Annotated in this window: 14 protein-coding genes and 1 pseudogene; 7 read left to right on the forward strand and 8 right to left on the reverse strand. The window is 48.1% G+C overall.

Annotated features, from left to right (window positions below):
* Nucleotides 1–69: 69 nt before the first annotated feature.
* From M1D70_RS13350 to M1D70_RS13360, 3 genes and pseudogenes are all read right to left on the reverse strand, one after another.
* On the reverse strand, nucleotides 70–987 hold the full coding sequence (locus tag M1D70_RS13350; protein ID WP_009593504.1) for an aldo/keto reductase: 918 nt from the start codon (nucleotides 985–987) through the stop codon (nucleotides 70–72).
* Nucleotides 988–1,221: 234 nt separating this feature from the next.
* Nucleotides 1,222–1,359: a hypothetical protein gene (locus M1D70_RS13355; protein ID WP_456290088.1), complete on the reverse strand. Its 138-nt coding sequence runs from the start codon at nucleotides 1,357–1,359 to the stop codon at nucleotides 1,222–1,224.
* Between the two features lie 72 nt (nucleotides 1,360–1,431).
* Nucleotides 1,432–1,548: pseudogene (locus M1D70_RS13360) on the reverse strand (hypothetical protein); the annotation flags it as partial.
* A gap of 137 nt (nucleotides 1,549–1,685) precedes the next feature.
* On the opposite strand from M1D70_RS13360, the gene M1D70_RS13365 reads away from it, so the two are divergent.
* A complete protein-coding gene (locus M1D70_RS13365; RefSeq protein ID WP_456290089.1) occupies nucleotides 1,686–2,192 on the forward strand; it encodes an AraC family transcriptional regulator in 507 nt (168 codons plus the stop codon).
* A gap of 176 nt (nucleotides 2,193–2,368) precedes the next feature.
* Here the strand turns inward: M1D70_RS13365 and M1D70_RS13370 are convergent, their stop codons facing one another.
* On the reverse strand, nucleotides 2,369–3,088 hold the full coding sequence (locus M1D70_RS13370) for a glycosyltransferase (protein WP_456290090.1): 720 nt from the start codon (nucleotides 3,086–3,088) through the stop codon (nucleotides 2,369–2,371).
* Complete coding sequence (locus M1D70_RS13375; protein ID WP_456290091.1) at nucleotides 3,085–3,825, reverse strand: glycosyltransferase; 741 nt, start codon at nucleotides 3,823–3,825, stop codon at nucleotides 3,085–3,087. The genes M1D70_RS13370 and M1D70_RS13375 overlap by 4 nt, the downstream gene beginning before the upstream one ends.
* Nucleotides 3,826–4,103: 278 nt before the next feature.
* On the opposite strand from M1D70_RS13375, the gene M1D70_RS13380 reads away from it, so the two are divergent.
* Nucleotides 4,104–5,015, forward strand: coding sequence for an NAD(P)/FAD-dependent oxidoreductase (locus M1D70_RS13380; protein ID WP_009593570.1), 912 nt, complete (start codon nucleotides 4,104–4,106; stop codon nucleotides 5,013–5,015).
* A 236-nt stretch (nucleotides 5,016–5,251) separates the two neighbouring features.
* Nucleotides 5,252–6,988 carry an ABC transporter ATP-binding protein gene (locus tag M1D70_RS13385; RefSeq protein WP_456290092.1) on the forward strand — a complete coding sequence of 579 codons (1,737 nt, stop codon included), beginning with the start codon at nucleotides 5,252–5,254 and terminating at the stop codon, nucleotides 6,986–6,988.
* Between the two features lie 118 nt (nucleotides 6,989–7,106).
* Here the strand turns inward: M1D70_RS13385 and M1D70_RS13390 are convergent, their stop codons facing one another.
* Together M1D70_RS13390 and M1D70_RS13395 are read right to left on the reverse strand one after the other, a co-directional pair.
* A complete protein-coding gene (locus tag M1D70_RS13390) occupies nucleotides 7,107–7,931 on the reverse strand; it encodes a TerC family protein (RefSeq protein WP_096775504.1) in 825 nt (274 codons plus the stop codon).
* 275 nt (nucleotides 7,932–8,206) lie between these two features.
* Complete coding sequence (locus M1D70_RS13395; RefSeq protein ID WP_456290093.1) at nucleotides 8,207–9,121, reverse strand: DMT family transporter; 915 nt, start codon at nucleotides 9,119–9,121, stop codon at nucleotides 8,207–8,209.
* 127 nt (nucleotides 9,122–9,248) lie between these two features.
* On the opposite strand from M1D70_RS13395, the gene M1D70_RS13400 reads away from it, so the two are divergent.
* The 3 genes from M1D70_RS13400 (at nucleotide 9,249) to M1D70_RS13410 (ending at nucleotide 12,029) form a co-directional block, all read left to right on the forward strand.
* On the forward strand, nucleotides 9,249–10,118 hold the full coding sequence (locus M1D70_RS13400; protein WP_456290094.1) for a LysR family transcriptional regulator: 870 nt from the start codon (nucleotides 9,249–9,251) through the stop codon (nucleotides 10,116–10,118).
* Between the two features lie 158 nt (nucleotides 10,119–10,276).
* Nucleotides 10,277–10,870 carry an RNA polymerase sigma factor gene (locus M1D70_RS13405; protein WP_009593543.1) on the forward strand — a complete coding sequence of 198 codons (594 nt, stop codon included), beginning with the start codon at nucleotides 10,277–10,279 and terminating at the stop codon, nucleotides 10,868–10,870.
* Entirely contained in the window at nucleotides 10,836–12,029 is a 1,194-nt protein-coding gene (locus tag M1D70_RS13410; RefSeq protein WP_456290095.1) for a DUF4179 domain-containing protein, read from the forward strand. The genes M1D70_RS13405 and M1D70_RS13410 overlap by 35 nt, the downstream gene beginning before the upstream one ends.
* Before the next feature lie 65 nt (nucleotides 12,030–12,094).
* On the opposite strand, the gene M1D70_RS13415 is transcribed toward M1D70_RS13410, so the two are convergent.
* Nucleotides 12,095–12,715: a flavin reductase family protein gene (locus M1D70_RS13415; RefSeq protein WP_456290096.1), complete on the reverse strand. Its 621-nt coding sequence runs from the start codon at nucleotides 12,713–12,715 to the stop codon at nucleotides 12,095–12,097.
* A gap of 96 nt (nucleotides 12,716–12,811) precedes the next feature.
* On the opposite strand from M1D70_RS13415, the gene M1D70_RS13420 reads away from it, so the two are divergent.
* Nucleotides 12,812–13,501, forward strand: coding sequence for an ArsR/SmtB family transcription factor (locus tag M1D70_RS13420; RefSeq protein WP_456290097.1), 690 nt, complete (start codon nucleotides 12,812–12,814; stop codon nucleotides 13,499–13,501).
* Nucleotides 13,502–13,565: the final 64 nt, after the last annotated feature.

The raw sequence follows: 13,565 nt of genomic DNA on the forward strand, positions 1-13,565 counted from the left end.
CCTCTCCCCAGCCATAATAATGAAAGAGCCTCCCATCGAAGTCGATAGGAGGCCGTTTTCAGTTATGGCTTAAGGAAGGATGTTGCCGGCCGCGCGGTAAATGGCGTACCATTCCTCGCGAGTCAGCGTAACATCGCCTGCTTTGATGCAGTCCTTCAAACGGTTGATATTCATCGTTCCGATGATGGGCTGCATTTGTGCAGGGTGGCGAAGAAGCCAAGCAATGGCAATCGTCGTATTGGTAACGTTATATTTTTCAGCGATTTCATCGATCTTCTGGTTAAGCTCAGGGAACTTGTCGCTTCCAAGGAATACGCCTTCGAAGAACCCGTATTGGAAAGGCGACCAAGGCTGAATCGTAATGTCGTTCAGTCTGCAGAAATCCAGAACGCTGCCATCGCGGTTAACCGCGGCGTCATTCTCCATATTCACGTTGATTCCGCTTTGAATCATGGTGGTATTCGTGATGCTAAGCTGCAGCTGGTTGGCTACGAGCGGCTGCTTCACTGCTTTTTTCAAGAGCTGGATCTGCATCGGATTCTGGTTGGATACGCCGAAATGACGCACTTTCCCGGAGCTTTCGAGCTGATCGAATGCTTCAGCCACCTCTTCAGGCTCAACCAAAGCATCCGGACGGTGGAGCAGGAGAACGTCGAGATATTCGGTACGAAGTCTTTTGAGGATGCCGTCGACGGAATTCAAGATATGCTCTTTGGAGAAATCGAACATGCCCTGACGGATACCGCATTTGGATTGAAGAATGATTTTCTCGCGGACTTCCGCATTCATATGTATCGCATCTGCAAAAATCTCCTCGCAAGCTCCGCCGCCATAGATGTCGGCATGGTCGAAGAAGTTGGCTCCTTCCTCCAGTGCGGATTGCACGAAACGTTCGGCTTCGGCTTTATCCAGCGAATTTATGCGCATGCAACCAACGGCTACAACAGGTACTTCCAGTGAACTGCTTCCTAGTTTCATCGTTTTCATGATTGCGGTCCTCCCATTCAAAATAGGTTGATTGTACGGCCGCCGCGCTATAATGCAGGGGCAGCCGAGAACGTGTAAGCGAACGACTAGATGAATAGGTTCATGCTGACAGTCTCTAATGTATTGTGACATGCAGACGGCGCAATGTACAAGCTTTAATTTTCTCTCCCATGCAGCAATGTGGGTTCTGGATCCCAGATGCGATTTCGGAAGCGTCATTGGATTCACCGCATCCTAATGTTGGGCCTTTTCTTTTCGAATGACGATCCGGCTGTGAGGAAGAGAAGGCATCTCATGAAAGCTGAAGCTTACGTCGTGCACGGGCACTTCATAACTCATCCGGTTAGCCAGAAAGTCCAGTCTCTCCTTCATGATTTCAAGCGTAATCCACTCCCCGGCACAGCGGTGTCCCGTATGATGATCTCCGCCGCCTTGAGGGACGAAGTTAAAGGGACTTCCGTTCCAATGTTCGAAGCGATCCGGCTTGAACAGCTCCGGCTGATCCCATAGGCCGGGATGATGGTTCGTTCCGTATAAATGTTCTCTTCCGATTTGAACAATTTCACACCGCTGTTCTCAACTATCATTATCCATGTCAAAAGTTGAAACCGGGCTGCTGCTCCCTTGCAGGATTCCCATGCGTTGACGAGAATTCATTAGGTAATAATTCAAAAAGATGAACCCAGGAGGTTAAGAAAATGGCTGCAGAAGTAACCAGGGTGTACAAAGAACAGATCCCGTCCGCGCGCTTGATCGGCAAACGGTATACGGACGAGCATCGAAATGCGGCAGGAAGCTTCACGGACCAATGGGAAGAATGGTTCGCCAATGGCTGGTTCGAAAAGATCAGGCAGCTTGGTTGTTTGCCCGAATCGGAGGGTGCTTCATACGGTCTTATGCGAATGAACGGGATTCAGTTTGAATATTGGATTGGTATGCTTTTCCCGAAGCATATCGAAGTGCCGGAAGGATTTGACCATGCGGATCTGGAAGAAGGCGCTGCGGGGACATGTTGGTTATATGGCAAGGATAACGGGGAGCTATTCGGTATGGAGCCTCATAAACGATGCATGGCGAAAATCGCCGAACAAGGCTGGGGCTTGGGCGAGAACCCGTGGTTCTTTGAACGTTATCATCCAGTCCGTTTCATGACGCCGGATGAGCAGGGGAATGTCATCTTGGATTATGGCGTTTATTTGAAATGAGACGTTCGATTCGCTAGGCATGAATGAGAGCCGCTCCAATGGAGCGGCTCTTAACCGTTCTTCTGATTCAGTTAAACAAACTACACGCCAGACTCAAGCTCGCTGTTTTCTGTGGAAATGCTCGAGTCGCCGGTTCCTTCATTGCGATATACGGAATATTTAGATTCATGCAGTGCTTAGCCTCTGCTCACGAATTTCTTTGCATTGTCTACGTTCAGCTTTTTAACATGTTGAGTTAATAGATTCTTGTCACTGACGATCCAGGTGTGATTGTTGGAGTTGCGTCTTCGATTCGCTAAGAAATAATACGGACTGCCCGAGTATATTCTATAGTTACGAGCTATACAATCAGCACAAAATTTGACGCACTCGCTGCGATTTTGATTCGGGAACGATATTTGATCGAATACATGCCGTTTAACCAGCATGGTCGCCCCTTGAACAAGGGGAACCCATTGATTGGCCTTGTTAGGGTAACGGTGCAGAAGAGCTTTTTGCCCGGCAAGCTGCATGAAGTGCGCTCTCTTTCCTACAATATCAGCGCGAGTCTTGATCATGAGACGGACGCTTTCGTGCAAATAATCGGGTGCGTAATAGTCATCATCGTCAAATTTAGCAATGAGGCCGTGTTTGGAGACCTTTACTCCATAATTAAGGCAGCTGCCAAGAGAGAATCGTTCCGGTTTGCTATATATTCTGACGTTGCGATATGACTTGGCTGCCATTTGATATTCCGATAGCTTGAGACTGCTATGATTTAAGATGACGATTAACTCTTTGTTCCTGTAATTCTGTCTGACGTAATTCTCCAACAGATTGTGCAGGCATTCCGGTCTTTTGGTACAGGTGATGATCGATACGGCAGGCTGTGATGGGGATGATGACCGGTGCGTCATGCTCGACCGCCTCCGGTCGTCCGCTGTACGAATTTTTTGAAATCTCGCACATTCGGAACTTTAGGGTGCTTGGCCATGAGTTCCTGATCGCTAATGATCCATGTATGACCAGATGAATTTTTCCGCCGCACTGCCATAAAATGATACTTGTTACCGGAATAGACTTTAAAGCCCTTGCTTTTACTTCTTGTACAAAAAAGATCGTCTTCACCGACGTTTTGATTCGGAAAGCGTACTTTGTTAAAGACGTTCTTCTTAAAAATGAGTGTAGCCCCCGGCAGCATGGTTACGGTTCGATTTTCATCGTTAGGAAACCGTAGAATCAGAGTTTTGGAGCCTTGTAAATACATATAATGTGCACGTTTCCCTATAATATCGGCGTTGGATCTTCTTAATGACTTCAGGCTGTCCGACAAATAATGGGGGGCGTAATAGTCGTCGTCATCGAATTTGGCAACGATGCCGTATTTCGTTTTGCTTACGGCGTAATTTAGGCACGCACCCAAAGTGACTTGCTCCGGCATGCGGTAGATTTGTATGTTTCGATGCTTGCTGGCTATTTGCTGGTAAGGAGAGAGGGCGACAGTACTATCGTTGACAACGATAATGAGCTCTTTCTTGGTATGGGATTGTCTAGCGAAATTATGGAACAAGTTTTTAATATAATTAGGGCGATTCGTACAGGTAATAATGGATACGCCTTGCGTTTGGGATGAATTGTTGAAGCTTGCTGCCATTACATCACTCTCCTTATCTATGAGGATAATTCCTATATCACAATAGAATATGTAAACTATAAATAGAGGTAACGGCATTACGACTCGATCAACTTTTAAAATTTTTATAGCAGGAGAGCCTTGCATTACAGATTTTGTTTGTCTATAATGGATGTCAGGAGTCTATAATATAATTTGTCCCTGGCCATTCTTCCTTGGGCAAAGAGCAACTTACAAGAACCCATGTCTTCTTGCGTTCTTATTATGGACATTAAAGATCCAGAAAGGTGATGGTATGCATGACCGAGCAATTGCATGATGTCGTTATTATCGGCGGAGGTCCGGCAGGGTTGAATGCTGCGCTGGTATTGGGAAGAGCGAGGAAGGACGTGGTGTTGATTGACGAAGGAAAGCCGCGAAACAGGGTTACGCGGGAAACCCACGGTTTTCTTACGAGAGACGGCACAAGCCCATCGGAGTTTCGCCGCATAGCAAGAGAACAAATTACCGCCTATCCCTCCGTCCGCTTCGTAGAGAATACAGCTGCCGCCGTGGCGGGAGTCGATGGTGATTTCCGGATTACCACGGGAGAGGGAACGATATACCGGAGTAAAAAGCTGCTGTTCGCCGTTGGGAAGAAGGACAGCCCGCTGGATGTTAACGGATTAGCCGACGTATACGGAAAGAGTGCCTTCGTCTGCCCATACTGCGATGGATGGGAATTGAGGGATCAACCGCTCGTCGTCATTGCCAAGGGTGCGGGGGCGCTGCATTTTGCCAAAGTGATCGCAGGGTGGAGCGACCGGTATACCCTCTGTACGAACGGACCGGATGAACTGACGGATGAACAACGGCAGGAATTAAAGGATCATGACGTCCCTCTATTCAACTCCCCGATTCATCGTATTGAATCGAACGAGGGGATGGTGCAGCAAGTCGTATTGGAGGATGGAGCGGTCATTCCGTGCACGGGCATCTTTTTCGCGCCGAAGCTGGTCCCTGGTTCTGAATTGCCGGCGGCTATAGGCTGTGATATCAATGAAGGTGGAAGTGTGGTCATTGATGCCTTCGGTAAAACGAGTGTGCCGGGCGTCTACAGCGCCGGTGATGCAGCCACCGAGATGTATCAGGCCATTGCGGCCGCTTCGATGGGAGCCATGGCAGCGGCCGCCATCAACGGCGAGCTGCTTAACGAACGATGGAATCGTTAATCTGTGAGTATACGAGAGGCAGGCTTGGTTAGCATCCAAGCCTGCTTTTTCGTTCCTAGGGGATTTTTTAATTCTAAATCATTCTTGCACTCCGGATTGGGGTCATTTATCGGCTATGATGAAATTATCAAGTACAAGGAAGGGTGTTTACGATGAGAACAACCATGGAGTTTATCATGAATCAAGTTTGGAGGGATATGATTAAATAACCCTCCGGCATAATGGAGGAGAGCGATTTGAATTCTCGGACCAAGAAATTTTTATCCTATTATAAACCGTACCTGGGGTTATTATTTGCAGATTTGGCATGTGCTTTTGTTGTCTCGGCCATTACGCTGACGCTTCCGCTCTGTATACGATACATCACCATCAACGTGCTGGAAGGGAATTCTCAAAGCCCGCTGATTCAAATCTATGCGGTGGGTGCCGTCATGCTGGCTATGGTCATCATCCATACTCTGTGCGATATGTTCATTTCATACAAAGGACATATGATGGGGGCTTATATGGAAAGTGACATGAGACGAGAGCTGTTTGACCATTTTCAGAAGCTGTCCTTTGGATTCTACGATGAGCACAAAACCGGGCAGCTCATGACACGCACCACCAATGACATTCTGTCGCTGACCGAATTGTATCACCATGGTCCCGAAGATATCGTCATTTCCGTTCTGAAGTTCCTGGGTGCATTCATCATTTTAATGTATATCGACGTGAAGCTTACCCTGATCGTATTTCTCTTTCTCCCGGTCATGGCCGCGTTTGCTTTTTATTATAATAAGAAGATGAACGTGGCGTTGCGGGTAAGCAAGGACCGGATCGAGGATATCAACGCACAAGTAGAGGAATCTCTTTCGGGTATCCGCGTGGTGAAGTCGTTTACGAACGAGCATATAGAGAAGGGGAAATTCGCCTATGCCAACAAGCGGTTCGTTGACAGCAGAAGGGAAGGGTATAAGAGCGAAACGTACTTTCACGAAGGGCTGGTCGGTTTTACCCAACTTATTACGATTACCGTTATTGTGTTCGGCGGAGCCGCAATCGTGGATGCCTCGCTGGAACTGGCGGATTTGCTGACCTTTTTCTTATGCATCGGCATTCTGATCGAACCGATCCAGCGCATGGTTAATTTCGCCAGACTGTACCAGGAAGGCATTACGGGATTTGACAGGTTCATGGAGATCCTTGAGGTAGAACCCGATATCGAGGATGCCGATTTTGCCGAGACGATCACGCAGGTTCAGGGGAACATCGAGTTTCAGAATGTCAGCTTCAGATACAAGGACCGCTATGGATTCGTGCTGAACCAGGTCTCGCTAAACATCAAGCCTGGCGAGTATGTTGCTCTTGTTGGTCCCTCAGGCGTAGGCAAGACCACGCTGTGTTCGCTGATTCCGCGTTTTTATGAAGTAAGTGAAGGACGCATACTGCTGGATGGGCGCGATATCCGGGAGGTTACGCAGCACTCCTTAAGAAAAAATATCGGGATCGTGCAGCAGGATGTATATTTGTTTGCCGGCTCCGTCTTCGATAACATCCGGTATGGAAACATGGAGGCCAGCGAGGATGAGATCATCGCAGCAGCCAAAAGAGCGAATGCCCATGATTTCATCATGGCATTGCCGGACGGTTATGAAACGGATATCGGCCAGCGAGGCGTCAAGCTCTCCGGAGGACAGAAGCAGCGGCTCAGCATTGCGCGTGTGTTCCTGAAGGACCCGCCGATCCTCATATTTGACGAAGCGACCAGCTCCCTGGACAATGAAAGCGAGAGAGCGGTCCAAGATTCGCTGGAACGGTTAAGCGATAATCGAACAACGCTTGTCATCGCTCATCGGTTGACAACGGTTCGGAATGCGCAGCGAATCGTCGTATTGTCCGAAGACGGGATCCAAGAACAGGGCACGCATGAAGAATTGCTTGCCCGTCAAGGCGCTTATGCGAATTTATATCAGATGCAATTGACAATCTAAGCATGAAGAAAGGCGATTTGTGAACGGTTGAAGCACCGTCAGCAAATCGCCTTGTCTTGTTTGGAATCATGTTATGAAGTTGCCTCGTGCCTGGTATACATTGCACGCGGAAGGGGATTTAGCCTTGCAGCGTTTTACCCGGCTGTTGTTCTTCCACTTCCTTAATGGCATTGTCTTCATCCTGTACTTTCTCTTTCGAAGAGCCAAACCATCCGATCACGGCAATCAGCACGAGAACGATGTAGAAGGAAGCCTTCCAAATCGAGCTCTCAGGGAAGTGATGGTCGATTAGGGCTACATCAGGGTGTGCAAGGGTAATTACAGCAAGCTTGACGCCTACCCAACCAACGATCAGAAATGCCGCCACTTCCAGTCCGGGACGCTGCTGCAGCAATTTTACGAAGTAGGATGCCGCAAAGCGCATGATGATCAAACCAATGAATCCGCCCAGGAAGATGACGATGAATTGACCTCCATCCAGGCCGCCGATGTTTGCCAATCCGCTTGGCGGCAATGCAACCGCCAACGCAACGGCTGCGAGGATCGAGTCTACGGCAAACGCGATGTCCGCCACTTCGACCTTGAAGACGGTCATCCAAAAGCCGGATTGCTTCTTGGGCTTGTCCGGTTTCGGTTTTGCGTCTTCCGTCGGTTTCTTGCCTTTAATAAAGTGTTTCAACGTGTGATTGATCGAAATGTAGAGAAGATAGAGTGCGCCGATGGCTTGTACCTGCCATACATCCACCAGGAACGAGATTAAGAACAGCGATCCGATCCGGAACACAAAGGCTCCGAGCAGCCCGTAGAATAAAGCCTTTTTGCGCTGGTTCTCCGGTAAATGTTTGACCATGATGGCAAGGACCAGCGCATTATCCGCCGCCAGCAATCCTTCCAGTGCGATGAGCACTAACAGTACCCATCCATACTCCAATAAAAGCTCCATGCCAATTCCTCCTTGTTGTATTATTGAAGGCACAAAAAAGACCTCCACCGGCAGGTGAAGGCCTTTTGAAATCAAAAAGAGACCTTCACCACAGAGTGTGTGGTAAAGGTCTCGCAAACAACGTATCGTTGCCAACAAAGCCGGGGACATTTCCCGTAATGACGACTTTGCTGTGACAGCTACTCCCCTTTAATCACGTTCCTGCATAACTGATATCGCCCTCAGTTAAGCCGTGATATAAAGATATAAATTTTTTAGGGATAAGTCAAGCTTTTTTACTTGAATTCAGCGGAATAGGACTCCAACGCTACGGGGCTGTTATTCATGGCCGACCGTTTCCTGAAGTTCACATCAATGCTGGATAGAACAACGCTAAGAAGGACAAGCGCAGCTCCTGCATACTGGTTGGAATCCATGACCTCGTTGGCAAACCAGTATCCGAACAGCGCGGCGAATACAGGTTCCAGAGAGAACACGAGACCCGTACGGGTGGCGGTTGTATACTTCTGGGCGATCGTCTGAAAGATGAACCCCAATCCGCTGCATACGACGCTGAGGACCAGGACAGCCGTCCATGAGTCGGTGGAGCTTGGCCATACCGGTGTTTCCAAGAGAAGAGACGAGAGGAACGCATACAATCCGGTAAATCCCAGCTGCAGGATGCCGAGGCTTAACGCGTCGACCTTCTGTGCAGCCGTGCTGACGATATTGATATGAAGCGCATAACATAATGCCGCCGCTATGCAGAACAGGTCCCCGATCTTAAATGCAAAAGGGAGCTGGATGGTCAGCAGTGCGATGCCCGTTAAGGCCAGCAAAATACTGACGATCCGTTTCTTCTCTATTTTTTTCCTAAAGAGGAACGTATGTATCAATGGGACAAACACCACCGTTAAGCTGATCAAAAATCCGGCATTGGATGCTGTCGTTGTTTTCAAGCCAAAGGTCAAGGCAGTGAACATGATAAACAAAATAAAGCCCAGGAGCATGGCGTAACGGATCGTCTTCAGGTTAACCCGGCGCAAGCGCGGGAAAAAAATCGCTCCTGCAAGCATAAAGGCCAATCCAAATCGTAGGGCTATCAAATTGAACGCTCCCAGCGAATCCAGTCCCATTTTCATAAATAGATAGGACGAGCCCCAACACATGGTGATAAACAAAATCATAAGATCGGCCTTCAGCGGTTTCAAGTTCTTCTTCCTCCTTCAAGTGATTGAACAGAATCAGTATACTCACGTACAATAGACAAGTAAAACGAATGTTTTTCATAATAAACATGAGTAAAATTCATGTATAAAATAGGCTGGAGGATTCTCTGTGAGTATCAATAAATTCAAAGTTCTATTAAAGGTCGTCGAGCTCGGAAGCTTGACCAAAGCCGCCGAAGTGATGGGATTTACCCAGTCCGGCGTCAGCCATATGATCAACAGCCTGGAAGATGAGTTCGGCTTCTCGCTGCTGATTCGAAACCGTTCAGGCGCGAAGCTGACGACCAATGGCGAGGAGATCGTAAAGACGATGCGGGAAATATTGAAATGGAACGAGCATTTGGAGCAGCAGGTGGCTTCCATTCATGGAATCGAGCTGGGAACCATTCACATCGGTACCTTTACCAGCGTCGGCGTTCACTGGCTGCCTGGGATTATCCAGGATTTCCAACGGGATTATCCCCATATCGAGATTCGTTTGGTTGAAGGAGATTATCGGGAAATTGAGGATTGGATCGCGGAGGGCAAGATTGATTGCGGCTTTCTGTCACTTCCGACGTGGGATATATTCGATGCGATTCCGCTGCATCAAGACCCGATGCTCGTACTGCTGCCAATGGAACATCCGCTTAGCTCCGAGTACTCCATTACGTTAACCCAAATTGAGAATGAACCGTTTATTATGCCCAGCAAAGGCTCCGATTACGATGTGAACCGGGTGCTGGAGAAAGCCCCGACCCAGCCGGATATCAAATATACGCTTGGGGACGATTATGCCATTATGGCCATGGTGGAGAAGGGCCTGGGCATCAGCATTCTTCCCGAACTTGTGCTGCGAGGGCAGCGGCGGAATATACGGCTGATCGAATTGAAGGAGAAGAGCTTCAGATTGCTTGGCATTGCGGTAAGCTCCTTGCGGGAAGTATCTCCGGCAACGAAACGATTCTTGAATTACGTTAAGAGTTATCCCAAGCTGTAGCTGCTAAACGGACGCTAAATGAAGCTCATACCCAGCATCCAGGCTCTATTACAAGGCAAGAGCTTCGTTCATGTTATATCACCACATAAAACAATTCGTGTCACAAAGACGCTTGTTAGGATTGTTATATAGGTAAACAAAGAAGGAGGTGAGCTCGCTTGCAGCCAACCATCCCCGGGGAAGCGGAAGGAAAAAGAGAAGCCATTGAAGCGGTTGTAGAACAAGTCAAAGCAGGAGACAAGCAAGCATACCAAGCGATCATAATCCAGTTTGAGCGGCAGATGTACACGTACTGCTACTATATTCTCAAAAATCATGCGGAGACCGAAGATGCGGTACAAGAGATTTTTATTCGTGCCTATGAACATCTTCATCAGTACAAGAGACAAGTGTCTTTCTCCGCCTGGTTGTATAAAATGGCCTATCATCATTTGATCAATATCAAAAAGAAGCAGAGCCGCTTTTTTAACCTGATCGAGCATTGCAAGGAACAGCAGCCGGTTATGCAAATATCTCAGCACGAGCCGGTTGTGTACGAGCTGTTAAGCTACCTGACAGCAGAAGAACGACACATACTGCTGCTGAAGGCGGTTGAACAGTATACCTTTGAGGAAATCAGCGACATTATGGGAATCAAATCAGCAACGATACGAAAGAAGTATGAACGGTTACGACATAAACTGATGGACCGAATAAGCCAAAAAGGAGAGGTGGCACGTGGGACAATCGCCGAAACAAACGGAATTCGCTGAAATGAATGCACTAGAAGAAATGATTCGTGAATCGTCTTTATCGAAGAGAAGTATGAGTGATCAAATCATGAACCGAATTGGAGAGCGTGAAATGACAAGATTATCAACCAAACCTAAACCGAATGTTATTAAAAGAACGATACTCGTTGCGTCCGCAGCAGCTGTGCTGGGAGGAACCGTGATCGGTTCGGGGTTTGTATCGCCGGTGATGGCAGCAACCCTGAAGCAAATTCCGATGCTCGGCGTGATATTCGAAGGAACCAGCGAAGATGCAGTTAAAGCTGCTATAGAGCAAGGGATTCTATCCGAACCAAACTTGAGTGTAACTCACGATGGCGTGACGTTGAAGGTAGCTGACGTTCTATATGATGGAACCCGGTTGTCCATTATCCTGGAGCGCGAGGGGGTGGATTTACCGGGTACAGCTTCTCCGTATATTAGCGAAGATGCTACGTTAATTGGTAATCAGGATAGTGAGTATGTTAAGTCGAGAAAAGTAGCTAAGGAAGATCAGGAAAAAGGCTATATCGAAATGCCGCGAATTCTGGTAGACGGACAAGAAGTGGCGATGGGCGAGGGGAACTTTGGAGATTATCCGCAACAGGACAATGCCTATATCGTTGAGCTTACCAAGGGTCTGAAATTACCCGATCAATTCGAGCTGACCATTCAGGCCAACGTAACTCAAGTGAATGAAACCTTTGAATTCAAGGTCCCTGTGAATGTCACTAATAAATCGGTTGTCGTGAAGCCTGACCAGGCTACGAAATCGGATGGACCATTCAGTTATACCGTCAAGCAATTGGATATTTCACCAGTATCGACCCGCTTGGTTCTGGACAGTAAAGGCGAGGTGCCGTCTTCTGCAGAGCAAACAGGCGATTACAGCGCGAGCATGGTCTATTATGAGCTGGTGGATGATCAAGGAAATGTGCTGACTCCGCGGAAGTTTGATTACTTTAACAGCAAGCCGGAGACCGAATATCATATCGATCAACTGTACAGTCCTGTAAACGGAACTCCGAAATCCATCACGATTAAACCGTTTACCCTGACCGTAAACAACAAGGATTGGAGCGTTGTCGGTCAAGGGAAGGACAGCTTCGGAGATAAAACATACCTGCAGGATCTGGAAATGACCATTCCGGTCAAGCCGTAAACCACAAGCACGAACAGGATTGGCCCGCCATACATGGCGGGCCTCTTCCTTATGCTCCTCGAATATTAGGTTTCGGCTCGAAAGCTTTTGCCTACTGACGGGCCGAGCCCATAATAGTGCCGGAAATTGTAGATGAGCGGACTCCATTTGCCGGGGTCAATGTGTTGTTCATTCATAATGATGCTGCGATGGGCATGCACCTGAACAGCCTGTGTTTCGACAATGGCAAAAAAGGGCGAGTCGTCAGGCAGCCGAATGTGGTTCACCTTGGCTTCAATCTGGATCGGGCATTCCATGATACGAGACGGCCTGACGGTGACGGAATCCGCAGGCGTTAATCCGCTATGCGCATATTTATCTTTTTCATATGTGAATCCGCTCTTCAGCTTATAGTCCGGAACGGGGTGTTTCCCTGTCAACGGGGCTAATCGTTCGACATTCTCCCACAAGGAAGGGTCCGGAATATTGATGACGCATTCAGGATGCCGTTCCAGGTTCTCAATCGCCTTGCCCCCGAGCCCGATGCCAAGAATAATATGTTCTCCCAGCGCCCATGATGAGGAGATGGGGCTGATATTGACGGTGCCATCTTCATTCAGGGTGTTGAGCAAAATAACCGGGGTTCCATAGTATAGGATTTTTGGTTTAATTAGTTCGGTGTCAATCATTTGAGCAGTTTTTTTCATAAAACGTTCCTCCTATTAACTTTCTATCCCAAATCATTGTAGAATAGAAAAGGTTCGATGCTCATCGAAATATGGATTACATCAGGAGGGATGGAGATGAATGCGAGTCCGAACATAGCACAGGTAGCCTCACTCGTTAGCGATGCATCGAGAGCGGCCATCATGACCGTCTTATTGGATGGTCGTTACCACCCGGCAGGAGAGCTGGCGTACATGGCAAATATCAAACCGCAAACGGCTAGCTTTCATTTATCCAAAATGGTTGCGGCGAATCTGGTGGCCGTCGAAAAACAGGGAAGGCATCGTTATTACGGAATAGAGAACCAGGAGGTTGCCCGGATCATGGAGACCTTACTATCGATAACGCCTCCCGTTGAAATAAGATCATTCAACCAAGCTTTGGAGCACGAAGCCATTCGCCATGCAAGGACTTGCTACGATCATCTTGCGGGGAGTTTGGGAATACAATTGACGGATTCGCTTCTCAGTGCAGGGATTTTATCCGAAGTGGATCATCAATTTACGGTTACCGAAAAAGGAGAAGGCTTCTTCAAGGCGTTTCAAATCGATCTGGAGCGCGTGAAGAGAAAACGCCGCTCCTTCACGCACCGATGCTTGGACTGGAGTGAAAGACGTCATCACCTTGCCGGGGCGCTGGGCCATGCGTTGTTGGAAAGACTATTGGAATTAGGTTGGGTACAACGCATGCCAAAAACCCGGGCCATTAAAATCACGTCCGAGGGCAAGAAAGGGCTAAACGAAACGTTTCATATTGATATCGAATAGGCGCAGGTTTTCGGTATGAAGCGTGGATGCCAGAAAAAAAGGACTGCCGCCGCCTCATCGGAAG

The sequence above is a fragment of the Paenibacillus sp. AK002 genome, from assembly GCF_053903045.1.

Bases quoted from the DNA above. Each gene is read 5' to 3' on its own strand.
- M1D70_RS13415 (WP_456290096.1), bottom strand. From the start codon at position 12,715: ATGAAAAAAACTGCTCAAATGATTGACACCGAACTAATTAAACCAAAA.
- M1D70_RS13355 (WP_456290088.1), bottom strand. From the start codon at position 1,359: ATGAAGGAGAGACTGGACTTTCTGGCTAACCGGATGAGTTATGAAGTG.
- M1D70_RS13420 (WP_456290097.1), top strand. From the start codon at position 12,812: ATGAATGCGAGTCCGAACATAGCACAGGTAGCCTCACTCGTTAGCGAT.
- M1D70_RS13350 (WP_009593504.1), bottom strand. From the start codon at position 987: ATGAAAACGATGAAACTAGGAAGCAGTTCACTGGAAGTACCTGTTGTA.
- M1D70_RS13390 (WP_096775504.1), bottom strand. From the start codon at position 7,931: ATGGAGCTTTTATTGGAGTATGGATGGGTACTGTTAGTGCTCATCGCA.
- M1D70_RS13370 (WP_456290090.1), bottom strand. From the start codon at position 3,088: ATGACGCACCGGTCATCATCCCCATCACAGCCTGCCGTATCGATCATC.
- M1D70_RS13380 (WP_009593570.1), top strand. From the start codon at position 4,104: ATGACCGAGCAATTGCATGATGTCGTTATTATCGGCGGAGGTCCGGCA.
- M1D70_RS13365 (WP_456290089.1), top strand. From the start codon at position 1,686: ATGGCTGCAGAAGTAACCAGGGTGTACAAAGAACAGATCCCGTCCGCG.
- M1D70_RS13375 (WP_456290091.1), bottom strand. From the start codon at position 3,825: ATGGCAGCAAGCTTCAACAATTCATCCCAAACGCAAGGCGTATCCATT.